This is a genomic window from Micromonospora sp. NPDC049274 (assembly GCF_040678875.1).
Taxonomy (GTDB): Bacteria; Actinomycetota; Actinomycetes; order Mycobacteriales; family Micromonosporaceae; genus Micromonospora.
In genome coordinates, this window is the sequence record NZ_JBFAQS010000025.1 from 17815 (window position 1) to 33368 (window position 15554).

Consider the following 15554-nt stretch of genomic DNA (forward strand, 5'->3'; position numbering starts at 1 on the left):
TAACCGCGCTGTTCAACTTTTTTCGGCATGGGGTGTGCGCGAGGCCTTGGGCAGCGTGGCAGTGAAGTTCATGCGGCCGGGCCGTCAGCGGTTCCGCAACACCAGGATTGCGAACGTGCGCGTTCGTCTGAGCGTGTCCCCCGTGGGCGTGCGCAGCCAGCCGTCGGCGGCGGCGGGGACTGCCTACTGGATGTCGGCCACTCCGTTGGGCAGCATGGCGCGGGCGGCCCGGACGAGGTCGAGTGACTCGCGGAGGAGCTTGATCTTGCCGTTGGCGGCGACGAGGCGTCCGGCGTACATCTGGCTGAAGGTGCGGCCGTTGACCGTCCGGCGCTCCACCGAGTATTCGCCGAAGGCCTGGTCCGGGGTGTCGATGAGGACCTCGACGGTGTCGAAGCCGAAGTCGGGCACCACCTTGAGCAGGCCGACGATGAACGCGCGGATCTCGTCCGGGCCGCTGATGCGCGGTGGTAGCCCGATCGACGTCAGGTAGGGCAGTTCGATGACGCCGTCGTCGGTGAACAGGGCCGCCGTGGCTTCTGGGTCGGCGATGGTGGCGGTGTAGGCCAGCATCAGTTCGCCTGCGCTTCTCATCTGGTGTTCCTCTCCGGGAAGCGTGCTCTGGTGGTGGCGGTGAAGCCTCACGCCGGGACCGCTCGGGGTGGCCTGGTCCCGGCGCGACGCCTGCTGGCACGGGCCGAGCCGCTCGGTACGGGTCGGCTCAGCCGACCGGGCTGGCGCCGGCTTGGAAGACGTTGACGAAGTTGCCGTCGGTGTCCCGGATGGCGGTGGAGACGCTTCCGTCGCCGAGGTCCAGCTGGTCCCAGACGATGGTCACGCCGAGGTCCCGGAATCGGTCGGTGGCCCGTGCGAGGTCGTCGACTCGCAGGACGAGGGCCTTGTTGCCGATGGGTCGGATGTGCTGCGGCGGATCGAGGAACATGTCGGACACGCGGTAGCCGTTGGCGGGCTGGAGCAGTTCGAGCCGGAAGCCGTGGCCCTCGATGTAGGCGACGTCGGCGTTGATCGCGTCGAAGCGGGACCGGGCGGTCTCGTCGAGCCCGAAGACGTCGTGCCACCACCGGACGGCGGCGTCGATGTCGCTGACCGTGATCGTGATGTTGTGCAGGGACAGGGTGAATCCGGGATCAGTGTCGCTGGGCATGATTTTCCTCTGGGTGGAAGTAGTGGTGGCGCGCGCGACCTGGCCACCAGGCGTGTTCCCGAGGTCTCGGGGTCAGTATCGCAACGGGCTGGCGTCTGCCGGGGCGTAACGGGGGTCTCCCCGGCGGCAGGCGACGGTGCGGCGTGAGGGTGCTCAGATCTGGTTGACGCCGCCGTCGACGAACAGCTCGATGCCGGTGATGAAGCTGCTCTGGTCGCTGGCCAGGAACAGTGCGGCCGAGGCGATCTCGTCGGGCGTGCCCATCCGGCCCAGCGGAACCTGACTGGCCAGGAAGCCCTTGAGCTGCACGGCCTTCTCCTCGTCGGGGGCGAGGCCGGTGATGCCGGGGGTGTCGGTGGGGCCGGGGGTGAGTGTGTTCACCCGCACCCGACGGTCCTTGAATTCATTGGCCCAGGTCCGGGCGAAGGATCGGACGGCGGCTTTGGAGGCGCCGTAGACGCCGAAGGCCTCCTTGCCGACGCTCGCGGAGGTGGAACCGGTGAGGATCACCGAGGCACCGTCGTTCAGCAGCGGCAGGGCTTTCTGCACGGTGAACAGCAGTCCCTTGACGTTGGTGTCGAAAATCTGGTCGAAGTGATCCTCGGAAACCTGCTCGAGACGGCGGAAAGATCCCCCGCCCGCGTTGGCGAAGAGCACATCGACGCGTCGGCCCTGCTCTTCGACGGCCCCGTAGAGCCTGTCCAGGTCGCCGAGGTTCGCGACGTCGCCCCGGACGCCCGTGGCGTTGTTGCCGATCGCGGCGACGGCCGCGGCGAGGGCGTCCTCGCGGCGGCCGGTGATGAACACGTGTGCGCCCTCTGCGGCGAACCGGCGGGCGGTCGCCAGGCCGATTCCGCTCGTGCCACCGGTGACCACTGCCGTCCTGCCCTGAAGCTGACCCATGAGGTGCCTTCCGATCATGTCGCTGCCGTCAGCGAGGTGGGTGTGCGCCGAGGCTGATCGCCGTGGTTCACGACGCGGGCTTCGACGTGAGCTGCGATGTAACAGTAACGGTTACATCCGGCATCGACAAATGGGGCATGCCGGGCGGCTGCGATGTAGCATCTGTGGTTACAGTGAGCGGGCGGAGATGGGTGCGATGAGCGGAAACAGCAGGTTGTGCGTCGCCGTACACGTGTTGACGTGGATGGCCCTGGATCAGCGCGACCCGGCGGCAGTGGCCACCTCCCAGCGCATCGCCGTCAGCGTCAACACCAACCCGGTGGTCATCCGCCGCTGCCTCGGTCAGCTCCGCGAGGCCGGCCTCGTCCAGTCGCGACGGGGCGCGGGCGCCGGCTGGCATCTGGCACGCGAGCCCGAGTCGATCACCCTGCTCGACACGTATCGCGCGGTCGGCGACGATGAGCCGCTCTTCGCCCTGCACAGTTCCACACCGAGCGAGTCCTGTCCGATCGGGTTCGGCATCCAGCCGGCCCTGCGTCAGGTCTTCGGCCGACTCGACGAGGCCGTACGACGCGAGCTGGCCACCACCACCATCGCGGACATGCTCCGGGACGTGCTGGCGCAGCAGCCCGCGACGGCCTGACGGCGCGTGGCGCAATCCCTGCGTGTCCCAGCGGCGGCCCTCGTCGCTGGTGCTGCCGACGGATGAATCGGTGGGGTTCCGCCACTCGACGAACGTCGGCGGATGCGGCGACGACGGTGTCCTGCGTGTCTTGGGACGTCTGGAGGTCGTTGATGGCCCGGATGATTGAGGCCGGCCACATCACCGAACATGTCGGCACCAGCGGCTCACCCTGCCGCGCCCAGCACCCGCATCCGCTCACCATCGAACCCTACGAACGCTACGCCGAACCGCCCAGCGCCGAACCGGGCCGCCCGCCCAGTCGCTGCATTCCGACAGTTCTGATATCCGATTTTGCCAGTCGAAGTCGCCGCGCATCTGACCACCGAGTTCCCGCACGGCGTGGTGCTCGGTGGCGTTATCTTTAGTGACGACTCGACGTACAAGGTGTCCACAACCCTCGGCTGAAGTGCGAAAGCCTGTGTCGTAGACACCCGCAGTCCCGGTGTCCATGAGAGCAGGAGACCAGATGCGGGTCCAGCGGGTTGCGCCCCGGGCGGGGCGAGAGGTGTCTCGGTGAAGACCATTTGCCCGTTCCAGCGGTCGAGGCGTTTTTGTCACACCTGACCGATCAATGCAGGTCGCCGAACACTGTGCGCGCCTACGCCTTCGACCCGAAGAACTACTTCGCCTACCTTGCATCCCGTGAGCTCGACTGGGCGACGCTGCGCTATGACGAGCTTGCGCGGTTCAAGCCCTGGTTAAGGTTGCTAGCGGCGGGGCGTGCGGGTGAGGTCGCGGTGCTGCCGTCCGTGGAGACGGCGTGTACCGAGTCGACGATCAATCGGAAACTGCCTGCAGTTACCAGCTTCTATGAGTTCCATGTCCGGCACGGGGTGCCGATGGCCTTGACCATTCGCGGCGCCGCTCGGCCATTGGGGACAACACGAACGTCGTTTCGCCCGTTCTTGGCACATGTGCAGCGGTCACGGCCGATGCGCAGTGACCTGCGCCTGCGGGAGCCTGCGCCAGACGCCGGCGTCGTTCCAGTCCCGCCACCTGCGCCAACACGTCATCCCTGAACCGAAGCCGAGTTCCTGGGTAGGAACTCCCACGGGATCGCGGTGTGCAGAACGAACAGGATTCCGCACAACACCTTGCGGTCATCCAGTGGCTTGCGGCCGGGGAACCGGTGCCGGCGAGGGGGACGGGGTGGCAGCAGCGCTTCGATTTCTGTCCAGAGTTCGTTCGAGACGATCCACAGCGGCTGCTCACCCCTCCTCACGTTCAGACAGAACGAGCTTCACGATCAGCCGGCTACGCCCAACATCATTCTGTCAGGAGCTCTAAGGGGCGGCGCGCTGGAACGGTCGCGTGTGGACCGGATGTCAGGGCAGCAGGATGACGTGCAGTTGGCGCGGGCCGTGCACCCCCTCGACGCGGATCAGTTCGATGTCGCTCGTCGCCGACGGGCCGCTGATCCAGGTCAGTGGACGGTGTGGCGTCAGTCGGGCGAGGGCCTCCGGCACGGTGGCCACCACCTGGTCGGCGCGGACCACGCACACGTGCCGGTCCGGCAGGAGGCTGAGCACCCGGCGTCCCTGGTCGGGCGAGGCGTCGAGGACGACGGTTCCGGTCTGGGCGATGGCGACGGCGGCGGCGGTGACGACGGCGTCCGCGGCGCCGATCCGCGCGTGGTCGAGGCCGTCGTCGGGCAGCGCGGTCACCGTCGGTGGCAGCCAGGCGCGCGGCAGCCCTGGCGGTACGACGACGGTGCCGCCGTCCGGCAGAAGGCCGGCGATCGTGTCGGCGACGGCGGCCTCGGCGATCCGGTGCACGTGTGCCCGGTAGTCGGTCAGCCGCTGCGCCAACTGGTCGACGTCCACGGCGGCGGCCTGCCGGTAGTCGCGTGGCACGTCGACAGGCGCGGCGGTGTCGGCGGCGAGCGCGGCACGCAGCCGGCCGAGGACGAGGTCACGGGAGCTCACCGCCCGGTCCACCATTCGCGGAACGTCTGCGCCGGCGGGTCCGGCAGGTCCCGGCTGGCGGTCCAGCCGTTCAGCGGTGGGGGCAGCCCCCGACCACGCCGGCCGGCGAGCCGGCTCAGCCGGGCGGCGCGCTGTCCGGCCGCGTACAGCCGGGGTCGGTCCATCGTGTACGCGGCCGCGGCCATCGCGATCGACTCGGCGGTGGGCCGCTGTCGCGACTCGACGGCCTCGGCACGCAGGTGCACGAGCAGCTCCGGGATGTTGATTTTGACGGGGCAGGCGTCGTAGCAGGCGCCGCAGAGCGTCGACGCGTACGGCAGGGACGCGTTGTCGGCGATGCCGGTGAGCTGGGGCGACAGCACCGCCCCGATGGGCCCCGGGTATACCGAGCCGTAGGCGTGGCCGCCGGCGCGCTCGTAGACCGGGCACACGTTGAGGCACGCCGAGCAGCGGATGCACCGCAGCGCCTGCCGGCCGACCTCGTCGGCGAGCACCGCGCTGCGCCCGTTGTCGAGCAGCACGAGGTGGAACGTCTGCGGCCCGTCGCCCGGGGTCACGCCCGTCCACATCGAGGTGTAGGGGTTCATCCGTTCCCCGGTCGACGCCCGCGGCAACAGTTGGAGGAAGACCTCCAGGTCACGCCAGGTCGGCACCACCTTCTCCACGCCCATGACGGTGATGAGGGTCTCCGGCAGGGTCAGGCACATCCGGCCGTTGCCCTCGGATTCCACCACGGCCAGGGTGCCCGTCTCGGCGACGGCGAAGTTCGCGCCGGACACCGCCACCGGCGTACTCAGGAAGGTTTCGCGCAGAAACCGGCGCGCGGCGGCCGCGAGGGCCGCCGGGTCGTCGGTGAGCGCGGGGTCGACGCCGGGCATCTCGCGGAGGAAGATCTCCCGGATCTCGGCCCGGTTGCGGTGGATCGCGGGCACCAGGATGTGGCTCGGCCGGTCGTCGCCGAACTGCACGATCAGCTCCGCGAGGTCGGTCTCCACGGCGGTGAGCCCGGCCGCTTCGAGGGCCTCGTTGAGGCCGATCTCCTGGGTCGCCATGGACTTGACCTTGATGACCCGGTCCGCGCCGGTCGCCCGGACGAGGTCGGTGACGATCCGGTTGGCCTCGACGGCGTCCGCCGCCCAGTGCACGACCCCGCCGGCCGCGCTGACCTTCTCTTCGAGCTGTTCCAGCAGGTCCGGCAGGCGGCGCAGGGTGTCGGCCTTGATGGCCGCGCCCGCCGTGCGCAACTGCTCCCAGTCGGACTGTTCGGCGATCACACCCGCGGACTTGGCCCGGATCGTCGTCGTGGCGTGGCGGAGGTTGCGCCGCAGTTGCGGGTCGGCCAGGCTGCGCCGCGCCGCGGTGGGGAACGACTCCTCGCCGCGCAGGTGCCCCACGCCTGCCGGCGCGGTCACCGGTGGCGTGGCCGCCGGCATGCCGAGGAACGTCCGGCGGGTCACGGCCGCACCGCCGACCCGACGCCTACCGCGCCGCTCTGCTCGGTCGAGGCCAGGATCTCGGCGAGGTGCACGGTGCGTACCCCGGTCCGCAGCCGCGACAGCCCACCGCCGATGTGCATGAGACACGAGACGTCCCCGGCGGTGCACACGTCGGCGCCGGTGGAGAGCACGTGACGCATCTTGTCCGCCAGCATCGCCGTGGACGTCTCCGGGTTCTTCACGGCGAACGTGCCGCCGAACCCGCAGCACTGCTCCGCCGCCGGCAACTCGACCAGGTCGAGCCCGCGCACCGCGCCCAGCAACTGTCGCGGCCGGTCCCCCACCCGCAGCATCCGCAGCGAGTGGCAGGTCGGGTGGTAGGTGACCCGGTGCGGGTAGTACGCGCCCACGTCGGTCACCCCGAGCACATCGACGAGCAGCTCGGACAGCTCGTACGTGCGCTGCGCCACCGACTCGGCCCGGCTGGCCAGCCGCACGTCGCCCGCCCGCCGCGCCACCGTCGCGTGCTGGTGCCGCACCGACCCGACGCAGGAGCCCGACGGCGCGACGATCACGTCGTACGGGTCGAAGACCCGCACGTGCCGGCGGACCAGGGGAACGGCCTCGCGCTGGTAGCCGGTGTTGACGTGCATCTGCCCGCAGCAGGTCTGCTCCTGCGGGAAGACCACCTCGTGGCCGAGCCGCTCCAGCAGCCGCACGGTCGCCGTGGCCGCCTGCGGGAACATGGTGTCGGCCAGGCAGGTCACGAACAGCGCGATCCGCACGGCCCGCCTCCCCCCACCGACCGCCGCCGGCCGGCCGCCGTCACGGCCGGACCCGCAGGTGGGTGACCCCACCGTCGACGTCCAACACCGTACCGGTGGTCGACGCCGAGAGCGGCGACGCGAGGTAGACGATCGCGTTCGCGACCTCCTTCGGTGTGACAAGTCGTCCGATGGGCTGGCGGGCCTGCAACGCCACGCGTTCGGCGGCCGGGTCGTCGGCCTGCGCCAGCAGCCGTCCCACCCACGGCGTGTCGGCCGTGCCGGGGCAGACGCAGTTGAACCGGATGCCCTCGCGGACGTGGTCGGTGGCCATGGCGAGGGTCAGCGACAGCACCGCGCCCTTGCTGGCCGAGTAGAGCGCCCGGCCGGGCAGGCCGTTGAGCGCGGCGATGGACGAGATGTTGACGACCGACGCGTGCGCCGAGCGGCGCAGCCAGGGCAGGGCCGCGCTGACGACGCGCGCCATGCCGACCACGTTGACGTCGAGCACGCGGTGCCACTCGTCGTCGGTCTGGTCGGCGACGGTGCCGGTCGCGCCGATTCCGGCGTTGTTCACCACCACGTCGATGCCGCCGAGCGCGTCGGCGGCGGCGGCGACCGCCTCCCGCACCGATGGGCGGCTCGAAACGTCGGCGGCGAAGCCTTCGACGCCTTCGGGCAGGTCGCTCGGGTCGAGGTCGAGGACTGCCACCCGCGCGCCCCGCTCGCGCAGTTCCACGGCGGTGGCGCGGCCGATGCCGGAGGAGCCGCCGGTGACGAGAGCGGCCAGGCCGGCGAACTCCGCGCTCACGCCGGAACCAACGTCTGGCGTGCCCGGCCCAGGCCGGCGACCTCCAACTCCACGACGTCGCCCGCGCGCAGGTACGGGTGGTCCGGAAGGCCGAGCGCCACCCCCGCCGGGGTGCCGGTGTTGATGACGTCGCCGGGGTACAGGACCATGAACTGGCTGAGGTACCAGACGACGTGCGCGACGGGGAAGATCATGTCCTTGGTGGACCCGTCCTGGCGCAGAACCCCGTTGACCCACAACCGCAGCTCCAGCGACTGCGGGTCGTCGACCTCGTCGGCCGGCACGAGGCTCGGTCCCAGCGGGTTGAAGGTCTCGCAGCTCTTGCCCTTGTCCCACTGCCCTCCGCGCTCCAACTGGAACCCGCGCTCGGAGACGTCGTGCGACACCGCGTACCCCGCGATGTGCCGCATGGCCTCCTCCGGGGAGTCGGCGTAGCGGATGGTCGTGCCGACGACGACCGCGAGTTCGACCTCCCAGTCGGTCTGCGTCGAGCCACGCGGGACGAGAACGTCGTCGTACGGGCCGACGATCGTCATCGGGTCCTTCATGAAGACCACCGGCTCGGCGGGCAGCGCCGCACCCGTCTCCGCCGCGTGGTCGCGGTAGTTGAGTCCGATGCAGACAATCTTGTGGGGTCGGGCGATGGGTGCGCCCACCCGCAGGCTGTCCGCGTCGGGCAGCTCGGCCAGCTCGCCACGGTCGAGTGCGACCCGTGTCCGCGCGATCCCGTCCGACGCCCAGAACGCCCCGTCCAGGTCGGCGGTGAGCGGCCGCAGGTCGAAGGTCGTACCGTCGCGCTGGACGACAGGGATCTCCTGGCCGCTCGGGCCGAGGCGCTGGAAGTTCATCTCACTCTCCTCCGTGTCCGGGCTGACCGGGCGGTGGCGGACACCCCCGCATTCAACACCGACACGCCCCGCGCCCGGCACGGCGGGATCACCTCGGTCAGCTCCCTGGGACCTCGTCGCCGCCCCGTACGCCGAGGGCGCGCAGCGTCGCCGCGTCGGCCGGGAAGAACGACTCGACGGCCAGCCCGGCGACTGTGACGTCGAGCGGGGTGCCGAACACGGTGGTGGTGCTGAGAAAGGACAGTTCCCGGCCCTGGTGGCGGTAACGGAGCCCGACGGCGACCCGCGAGACGGGGTCGCCCGTTGCCGGGGAGTGGCAGTTGTCGCCGGGATAGCCGCGCAGCTCGTCGTGCAGGTCGTGCAGGGCCGCGTCGCCGGTGGTGACCGCCGTCTGGCGCAGCCGGGCGAGCAGGTGCGTACGCCACTCGGGCAGGTTACCGATCCGCGGGGCCATGCCGTCGGGGTGCAGACTGAGCCGCAGCACGTTTACCGGAGGGGCGAGCAGGTGCGCCGCCGCGCCGTCGGTGAACAACGCCACCGCGGGGTTGGCCTCGACGAGCTGCCAGTGCCTGTCGATGAGCACCGCCGGGTACGGGCCGTGGCCGTCGAGGATCCGTCGGACGGCGGCACGCACCGGCGCCAACTCCGGGTCGTCCAGCTCGTGGCGGGGGTAGGCGGGCGCGTACCCGCCGGCGAGCAGGATCGTGTTGCGGTCCGCCAGCGGCACGTCGAGCTGCTCGGCCAGACGCAGGATCAGCTCGGGACTCGGCCGGGACCGCCCGGTCTCCACGAAGCTCAGATGTCGGGCGGAGATTCCCGTCTCGATCGACAGGTCCAGTTGGCTCATCCGGCGGCTCTGACGCCAGTCGCGCAGCAGCTCTCCGACCCGTCGCACCGGTCTGGTCGTCGTCGTCACGCGACCGACCCTAGTGACCAGGGCGAGACAGCCGCCATTACCTCCGACGTAATCGACAGCGCCCCGGGCCGGCCGCGAGCATCTCTCTCGAGAGCGGCGACCACCGCCGTCGTCCGACGACGAGGAGAGAGTCATGGCTACCAGCTTCGACACGCTGGCCGAGCGGTACATCGCGATCTGGAACGAGACCGACCCGGCCCGTCGCCGTACGGAGATCGCCGACGTGTGGGCTGCCGACGCCCGCTACGTCGACCCGCTGAGCGTCGCCGAGGGTCGGGAGGCGATCGACGCGATGATCGCGGCCGTACAGGACCGGTTCTTTCCCGGCATGGCGTTCCGGCTGGCCGGGCCTGTCGACGGCCACCACGATCAGGTCCGGTTCACCTGGGAGTTGGGGCCCGCCGGCGTCGAGGCGCCGATCGTGGGCTTCGACGTCGCGGTGGTGGACGGCGACGGGCGGTTGAGCCAGGTGCTCGGCTGGTTGGACCGGGTTCCGGGGGCCTGACCGGCCCCCGGCTGCGCGGCGTCAGCGCGACGGGGTGTCCCGGCGGGTAGGGGTGTCCCGGCGGGACGGGAACGGAGTGCCGGGCTGCCCGAGGGTGGACCGGGCGCGCAGCCCGACCGGGTCCGGAGCGGCCACCGGCGCGGCCGGGGCCGGCTCCGGTGCCCGGCGCGCGTCCAGGTACGCGGCGGCGGCCATGTCGTCGTCGGTGGGCGCGGCGAGCAGCGCGTAGAGCAGGCCCACCACCCCGAAGATCACCGCCACGACGATCGGCACGAGCAGGGCGCTCACCCCGGCGCCGCTCACCCCGCCGGCGCGTTCGTGCAGGTGCACCGACAGCGCGCTCATGCCGGTGAAGTGCATGCCGTTCACGGCGACGCCCATCACCAGCGCGGACGCGAAGATCGCCAGGCCGCGCCGGACGGTCATCGCGAGCCACAGCGCGACGGTCGCGGCGACGACCGCGATGACCACCGAGAGGATGACGCGGGTGCTGTCGTAGGCGAGGCTGCCGTTGAGGCGCATCGCCGCCATGCCTGTGTAGTGCATGGCGGCGACGCCGAGGCCGGTGAAGACGCCGCCGGCGACGAGGCGTACCGGATTCAACCGGCCGGTGCCGACGATGGCCAGGCCGATGCCGACCGCGACCACCGCGATGGCGGTGCTGGCGGCGGTGAGGGGCACGTCGTAGCGGATGCGGGCGCCGTCGACGGCGAAGCCGAGCATGGCCATGAAGTGCATCGCCCAGATGGCGGTGGCACCCAGCGCCCAGGCGGCCAGCAGGCCCCACCAGGCGCGCTGACCGCCGGTGCGGGCCGTCCGGATGCGGCCGGCGCAGACGAGCCCGAGAACCGAGCCGAGCACGGACAGCGCGTAGCTCAGCGCGGGTGTGATCCACCCGTACTCAAAGTGATTGATGTCCGCCACGGCGGTTCTCTCCCCATTCGTTACCAGCGCGTATACACGGCGCTCGGGCAATGATCAGGGCTGCCCCGAACAGGCGCAACAGCGCCCCCCGGGCGATGCGCGGGGTGCCGTCGCGGTGACCGTCCGATGCGTCGTTCCGGGGGCGACGCTGACCGAAAATGATGATCAGGCGGAGGTGTGGTACGCCAGTACGCCCCGGTTGATGGCCGATATCGCCTGCCGGGCCGTGGAGCGCAGCTCCGGCGAGGCGCCGCCGGAGTCGGCAAGTTGACCGAGCAGGTCGACCACCTGCCGCGCCCAACGGACGAAGTCACCGGCGGGCATCTCCCCGTCGATCTCGTGCCCGCTGCCGAGCACCTTGGCCAGGGCCTCACCCCGCGCCCACCGGAAGACCGGCCAGGCGAAGCCCAGATCCGGCTCCCGGGTCGCGGTCAGACCACGCGCCGCCTCGTCGGCCTCGATCTCACCCCACAGCTTCAGCGTCTCGTCCACCGCGTCGGCCACCGGGCCACGTGGCAGCGACGCCCGCTCGTCGACGTCGCGACGCGCCTCGAAGACCACCACGGACACCGCGGCGGCCAGCTCGGCCGGGGAGAGCCCGTCCCACACGCGTCGGCGCAGACACTCGGCGACCAGCAGATCCGCCTCGGTCCAGATCCGGCCGAGCATCCGACCGGCGTCGGTGACCGCGCCGTCGCGGGCGAGGTAGCCACGGTCGGTCAGCAGGGCGACGATCCGGTCGAAGGTCCGCGCGAGGGACCCGGTGCGTCCGGACACCCGCTCGCGCAGTTCCTCGGTGTCCCGCTCCAGCCGTCGACGCCGCTCCGCCCAGCGGGCGTGCTCCTCGCGCTCCGGGCAGGCGTGGCAGGGGTGGTTGCGCAGCTCGGTGCGGAGCTGGGAGAGCTGGTGGTCCTCGCCGGGCGTCTGCCGGGAACGCCCACCGCGGCGGCCGCCGTGCCGGTCCAGACCGGTGCCGCTGACCTCGGCGGCCAGATCCCGCCGGGCGCCCGGCGAGCGGTGGTTGAAGTGCTTGGGCACCCGGATGCGGGCCAGCACCTCGGCCGGGGTGGTGAAGTCGCCGGGGCTGACCCGCCCCGCCCAGCGGTCCTGGGTGAGCACCAGCGGACGGGGTTCGCCGAAACCGCCTGTCGCCGGATCGAGCACGACCGCCAGGCCGGCCCGCCGGCCCGACGGCACGCGGATCACGTCACCGATCCGCAGGCGCTCCAGCGACGCCACGGCGGCGGCCTTGCGCTGGGTCTGTCCCTGCCGGGCGATCGCCTTCTCCCGGTCGGCGATCGCCACCCGCAGCGCGAAGTACTCGTCGAAGTCGCCGTGGTGGCAGGCTGCCTCCGCGCCGTACGCCTCGATGGTTTCGGTGTTGCGCTGCACCTGCCGTGCCAGGCCGACCACCGACCGGTCGGCCTGGAACTGGGCGAACGAGGACTCCAGCAACGCCCGGGCGGGGTCCGCGCCGACCGTGCCGACCAGGTTCACCGCCATGTTGTACGAGGGCCGGAAGCTGGACCGCAGCGGGTAGGTGCGGGTGGAGGCCAGCCCGGCCACGTGCCGCGGGTCGGTCTCCGGGGACCACACCACGACGGCGTGCCCCTCGACGTCGATGCCGCGCCGGCCGGCCCGCCCGGTGAGCTGGGTGTACTCCCCCGGGGTCAGGTCGACGTGCGCCTCGCCGTTGTACTTGACGAGGCGTTCCAGGACGACGCAGCGGGCCGGCATGTTGATGCCCAGCGCCAGGGTCTCGGTGGCGAATACCGCCTTGACCAGACCCCTGACGAACAGCTCCTCGACGATCTCCTTGAACACCGGCAGCATGCCGGCGTGGTGTGCCGCGAGGCCCCGTTCGAGGCCGTCGAGCCACTCCCAGTAGCCGAGCACCGTCAGGTCCTCGCCGGGGATGGCGGTGACCCGGGACTCGACGACGCGGCGGATCTCGGCCCGCTCCTCGGGCGAGGTGAGCCGCAGCCCGGCGGCCAGGCACTGCTGCACGGCGGCGGCACAGCCCGCCCGGCTGAAGATGAACAGGATCGCCGGCAGCAGCCCCTCGCGGTCCAGCCGGTCGACGATGTCCGGACGCATCGGGCCACGCCAGCGGGGGCCGCGCCGACCGGAGCCCGGCCCGGCGCTGCGCCCCTCCCCCAGCTCCAGGCGGCGCATCTGGTCGCGGGTGTAGCGCAGCAGCTCCGGGTGCACGTCGTGCTTGCGGGCGGCGTCGGCGTCGTGGAACAGGTCGAACATCCGCTTGCCGACAAGCATGTGCTGCCACAGCGGCACCGGCCGGTGCTCGCTGACCACCACCGCGGTCTCGCCGCGCACGGTGACCAGCCAGTCGGCGAACTCCTCGGCGTTGGACACCGTCGCCGACAGCGAGACCAGGGTGACCGAGGCGGGCAGGTGGATGATCACCTCTTCCCACACACCACCGCGGAACCGGTCGGCGAGGTAGTGCACCTCGTCCATCACCACGTACGCCAGCCCGTTCAGGGTGCTGGAGCCCGCGTAGAGCATGTTGCGCAGCACCTCGGTGGTCATCACGATCACGGGCGCGTCGCCGTTTATCGCGTTGTCGCCGGTGAGCAGGCCCACCTGCTCGGCGCCGTACCGGGCGACCAGATCGTGGTACTTCTGGTTGGACAGCGCCTTGATCGGCGTGGTGTAGAAGCACTTGCGCCGGATCGGTGGCGTCGCGGCGTCGTCGGCCGCCGCCGGGTCGTCGGGCCGCCCCCGCAACGCCAGGTGTACGGCGAACTCGCCGACCACCGTCTTGCCGGCGCCGGTGGGGGCGCAGACCAGCACACCACTGCCCCGCTCCAGCGACTGACACGCCTCCCGCTGGAAGTCGTCGAGATCGAACCCCAGGTCAAGGGCGAACTCGTCCAGCGCCGGAAACTGTGCGGCCTGCGCGGCCCGGCGGCGCGCCGCTGCAAACCGCTCGGCGGGGCTCGACATGGCACCAAGATTAGTGCGTGCCGGGACAGGACACCCGACAAGGCCGTGCGGAGGGGCCGTCAGTGGCGGTCGGTAGGGTGCACGGCGTGCCGGACCATGCCGAACCGCCCCAGACCAGTCCGCCGGGCAGCGTCGCCGACGCCAGCGCCCCCCGGGCGTCCCGACGGCCCGTCAAGGCGGTGCTCTTCGACTTCCACGGCACCCTGGCCCAGGTGGAGGAGCCCCGGCAGTGGGTCACGCAAGCCGCCGCCGCGTGCGGGGTCACCCTCGACCGGGTCCGGGCGACCTCGCTGGCCGACCGTCTGCTGACCGCCGGGCGCGCAGGCGGCCCGCTGCCGGCCCGGGTGCCGCCCCGGCTGGCCGAGCTGTGGGCCGACCGGGACCTCTACGCGCATGCGCACCGGGCGGCATACACGGGGCTCGCCGAGACCGTGGACGCGGGCATCGAGGGCTTCGCCGACGCGCTCTACGAGCGGCTGCTCGTCGCCGAGGGCTGGCTGCCGTACCCGGACGCCGCCCCCACGCTCGCCGCACTGCGCGACGCCGGTGTGCGGGTGGCGGTGGTCAGCAACATCGGCTTCGACCTGCGGCCGCACTTCGACGCCTGGGGGTTGACCGACCTCGTCGACGCGTTCGTGCTCTCGTACGAGGTGGGGCGCTGCAAGCCCGACCCGGCGATCTTCTGGCGGGCCTGCGGGATGCTCGGCGTCGACCCCGAGCAGACGCTGATGGTCGGCGACACACCTGCGGACGCGGGCGCCGTCGCGGCGGGCTGCGCGGTGTTGGTGCTCCCGGCCGCCGACCCGGGCCGGGAGAACGGCCTCGGCGCGGTCCTGGACCTGGCGCTGTCGACCTGACTCCCGGGCTCCTGTGCCGTCAGTCGGGGATGTGAATCACCGGCAGGTCACCGTCGCCGTACCTGTCCTCCCCCGTGAGGATGGAGGCGTCGTGTTCGAGGACGGCCAGCGCCGTGGTGGCCAGGTCGGCACGGCCCGTCACCGTGCGCCAGTAGCTGAGTTCGTGCCAGGAGTGCCCCTCGGTCGGGAGCACCTCGCAGGCGTCGAGGGTCAGCAGCCGATGCAGGGTCGCCCGTTCCTTCGGGTCGCTGACGATCGCCAGCGTCTCCGCCGCGGTCACGGCGGTGACGCCGAACCGGTTGCGGTCCTGGATGACCTCGTGCAGCGGCTCCCCGACATGCACCGATCCCGCCAGGTACGCCAGCAGCGCCGAGCGGTCCAGCACGAGCCGGATCGGCCGGTCGTCCTCCGGGGTCACGCTGCCGGCTGCTCGACGGTGCCGGCGGCGGCGTTCAGCGCGTTGCGGCGTGCCCGCTCGCGAAGGGCCTCCCGGCGCTCCGGCGACCACTCGGCCTCGACGGCGGCACGGCGGGCACGCGCCTCGGCCACGCCCTGGTCGGTGATCTGGATGCCCTGGTGGGCCAGCTCGGCGTCCAGTGCGTCCAGGCGCATCCGGTCCCGGACAGCCTGGGTGATGTACGCGCTGGCGTTCGTCTCGTGCTCCAGACGTTCCGCCACGTCCGGGGGCACGGAGATCGACAGTTTCCGCATGGCGCTGGTCATACCCGAGACCGTACGCCGGTAGCACCGCGATGGCGAACACGTACGCCCATGTCGGCGCTCCGACGTCCGCACGGACAAAAAGATCAACACGCCCCGAACGGGTCTCCCCCGCGGCGGCGCGTCGC

Annotated in this window: 17 protein-coding genes and 1 pseudogene; 4 read left to right on the forward strand and 14 right to left on the reverse strand. The window is 71.5% G+C overall.

Going from position 1 to position 15554, the window contains the following annotated elements:
- Positions 1-183 precede the first annotated feature (183 nt).
- The 3 genes from AB0K10_RS30920 to AB0K10_RS30930 all read right to left on the reverse strand — a co-directional run bounded on the left by AB0K10_RS30920 (position 184) and on the right by AB0K10_RS30930 (position 2068).
- Positions 184-594 carry a nuclear transport factor 2 family protein gene (locus AB0K10_RS30920; protein ID WP_363689394.1) on the reverse strand — a complete coding sequence of 137 codons (411 nt, stop codon included), beginning with the start codon at positions 592-594 and terminating at the stop codon, positions 184-186.
- A 127-nt stretch (positions 595-721) separates the two neighbouring features.
- Positions 722-1165 (reverse strand): VOC family protein, encoded by a 444-nt coding sequence (locus AB0K10_RS30925; protein WP_363689396.1) that lies wholly within the window; start codon positions 1163-1165, stop codon positions 722-724.
- A 153-nt stretch (positions 1166-1318) separates the two neighbouring features.
- Positions 1319-2068 (reverse strand): glucose 1-dehydrogenase, encoded by a 750-nt coding sequence (locus AB0K10_RS30930; protein WP_363689398.1) that lies wholly within the window; start codon positions 2066-2068, stop codon positions 1319-1321.
- Between the two features lie 196 nt (positions 2069-2264).
- Here AB0K10_RS30930 and AB0K10_RS30935 point away from each other — a divergent pair, with 196 nt between their 5' ends.
- Both AB0K10_RS30935 and AB0K10_RS30940 read left to right on the forward strand, forming a co-directional pair.
- A complete protein-coding gene (locus AB0K10_RS30935; protein ID WP_363689400.1) occupies positions 2265-2711 on the forward strand; it encodes an Rrf2 family transcriptional regulator in 447 nt (148 codons plus the stop codon).
- Between the two features lie 593 nt (positions 2712-3304).
- The gene (locus AB0K10_RS30940; protein WP_363689536.1) at positions 3305-3772 is read left to right on the forward strand and encodes a site-specific integrase; all 468 of its coding nucleotides are present in this window, start codon (positions 3305-3307) and stop codon (positions 3770-3772) included.
- Here the strand turns inward: AB0K10_RS30940 and AB0K10_RS30945 are convergent.
- The 7 genes and pseudogenes from AB0K10_RS30945 to AB0K10_RS30975 all read right to left on the reverse strand — a co-directional run.
- Positions 3710-3954 (reverse strand): annotated as a pseudogene (locus tag AB0K10_RS30945) (transposase); the annotation flags it as partial. The gene AB0K10_RS30940 and the pseudogene AB0K10_RS30945 overlap by 63 nt on opposite strands.
- A gap of 124 nt (positions 3955-4078) precedes the next feature.
- Positions 4079-4693, reverse strand: coding sequence for an LUD domain-containing protein (locus tag AB0K10_RS30950; protein ID WP_363689402.1), 615 nt, complete (start codon positions 4691-4693; stop codon positions 4079-4081).
- Positions 4675-6111: a LutB/LldF family L-lactate oxidation iron-sulfur protein gene (locus AB0K10_RS30955; RefSeq protein ID WP_363689538.1), complete on the reverse strand. Its 1437-nt coding sequence runs from the start codon at positions 6109-6111 to the stop codon at positions 4675-4677. Before AB0K10_RS30955 ends, AB0K10_RS30950 begins: the two co-directional genes overlap by 19 nt.
- Positions 6112-6131: 20 nt before the next feature.
- Positions 6132-6899, reverse strand: coding sequence for a (Fe-S)-binding protein (locus AB0K10_RS30960; RefSeq protein ID WP_363689404.1), 768 nt, complete (start codon positions 6897-6899; stop codon positions 6132-6134).
- A 40-nt stretch (positions 6900-6939) separates the two neighbouring features.
- On the reverse strand, positions 6940-7689 hold the full coding sequence (locus tag AB0K10_RS30965) for an SDR family oxidoreductase (protein WP_363689406.1): 750 nt from the start codon (positions 7687-7689) through the stop codon (positions 6940-6942).
- Positions 7686-8537 carry a fumarylacetoacetate hydrolase family protein gene (locus tag AB0K10_RS30970; protein WP_363689408.1) on the reverse strand — a complete coding sequence of 284 codons (852 nt, stop codon included), beginning with the start codon at positions 8535-8537 and terminating at the stop codon, positions 7686-7688. Before AB0K10_RS30970 ends, AB0K10_RS30965 begins: the two co-directional genes overlap by 4 nt.
- A gap of 97 nt (positions 8538-8634) precedes the next feature.
- Entirely contained in the window at positions 8635-9453 is an 819-nt protein-coding gene (locus AB0K10_RS30975; protein WP_363689410.1) for a helix-turn-helix transcriptional regulator, read from the reverse strand.
- A 133-nt stretch (positions 9454-9586) separates the two neighbouring features.
- On the opposite strand from AB0K10_RS30975, the gene AB0K10_RS30980 reads away from it, so the two are divergent.
- On the forward strand, positions 9587-9958 hold the full coding sequence (locus tag AB0K10_RS30980; RefSeq protein WP_363689412.1) for a nuclear transport factor 2 family protein: 372 nt from the start codon (positions 9587-9589) through the stop codon (positions 9956-9958).
- A gap of 21 nt (positions 9959-9979) precedes the next feature.
- Here the strand turns inward: AB0K10_RS30980 and AB0K10_RS30985 are convergent, their stop codons facing one another.
- Together AB0K10_RS30985 and AB0K10_RS30990 are read right to left on the reverse strand one after the other, a co-directional pair.
- Positions 9980-10882, reverse strand: coding sequence for an MHYT domain-containing protein (locus AB0K10_RS30985; protein WP_363689414.1), 903 nt, complete (start codon positions 10880-10882; stop codon positions 9980-9982).
- 165 nt (positions 10883-11047) lie between these two features.
- On the reverse strand, positions 11048-13849 hold the full coding sequence (locus tag AB0K10_RS30990) for a DEAD/DEAH box helicase (RefSeq protein WP_363689416.1): 2802 nt from the start codon (positions 13847-13849) through the stop codon (positions 11048-11050).
- 86 nt (positions 13850-13935) lie between these two features.
- Here AB0K10_RS30990 and AB0K10_RS30995 point away from each other — a divergent pair, with 86 nt between their 5' ends.
- A complete protein-coding gene (locus AB0K10_RS30995) occupies positions 13936-14706 on the forward strand; it encodes an HAD-IA family hydrolase (RefSeq protein WP_363689418.1) in 771 nt (256 codons plus the stop codon).
- A 19-nt stretch (positions 14707-14725) separates the two neighbouring features.
- Here the strand turns inward: AB0K10_RS30995 and AB0K10_RS31000 are convergent, their stop codons facing one another.
- Positions 14726-15124, reverse strand: a complete 399-nt coding sequence (locus AB0K10_RS31000) for a PIN domain-containing protein (protein WP_363689420.1) — start codon at positions 15122-15124, stop codon at positions 14726-14728.
- Positions 15121-15429 carry a hypothetical protein gene (locus tag AB0K10_RS31005; RefSeq protein ID WP_363689422.1) on the reverse strand — a complete coding sequence of 103 codons (309 nt, stop codon included), beginning with the start codon at positions 15427-15429 and terminating at the stop codon, positions 15121-15123. The genes AB0K10_RS31000 and AB0K10_RS31005 overlap by 4 nt, the downstream gene beginning before the upstream one ends.
- Between the last annotated feature and the right edge of the window lie 125 nt (positions 15430-15554).

Coding starts and splice junctions, on each gene's coding strand:
- AB0K10_RS30920 (WP_363689394.1), bottom strand. CDS start 594: ATGAGAAGCGCAGGCGAACTGATGCTGGCCTACACCGCCACCATCGCC.
- AB0K10_RS30925 (WP_363689396.1), bottom strand. CDS start 1,165: ATGCCCAGCGACACTGATCCCGGATTCACCCTGTCCCTGCACAACATC.
- AB0K10_RS30930 (WP_363689398.1), bottom strand. CDS start 2,068: ATGGGTCAGCTTCAGGGCAGGACGGCAGTGGTCACCGGTGGCACGAGC.
- AB0K10_RS30935 (WP_363689400.1), top strand. CDS start 2,265: ATGAGCGGAAACAGCAGGTTGTGCGTCGCCGTACACGTGTTGACGTGG.
- AB0K10_RS30950 (WP_363689402.1), bottom strand. CDS start 4,693: ATGGTGGACCGGGCGGTGAGCTCCCGTGACCTCGTCCTCGGCCGGCTG.
- AB0K10_RS30955 (WP_363689538.1), bottom strand. CDS start 6,111: ATGCCGGCGGCCACGCCACCGGTGACCGCGCCGGCAGGCGTGGGGCAC.
- AB0K10_RS30970 (WP_363689408.1), bottom strand. CDS start 8,537: ATGAACTTCCAGCGCCTCGGCCCGAGCGGCCAGGAGATCCCTGTCGTC.
- AB0K10_RS30980 (WP_363689412.1), top strand. CDS start 9,587: ATGGCTACCAGCTTCGACACGCTGGCCGAGCGGTACATCGCGATCTGG.
- AB0K10_RS30990 (WP_363689416.1), bottom strand. CDS start 13,849: ATGTCGAGCCCCGCCGAGCGGTTTGCAGCGGCGCGCCGCCGGGCCGCG.
- AB0K10_RS31005 (WP_363689422.1), bottom strand. CDS start 15,429: ATGACCAGCGCCATGCGGAAACTGTCGATCTCCGTGCCCCCGGACGTG.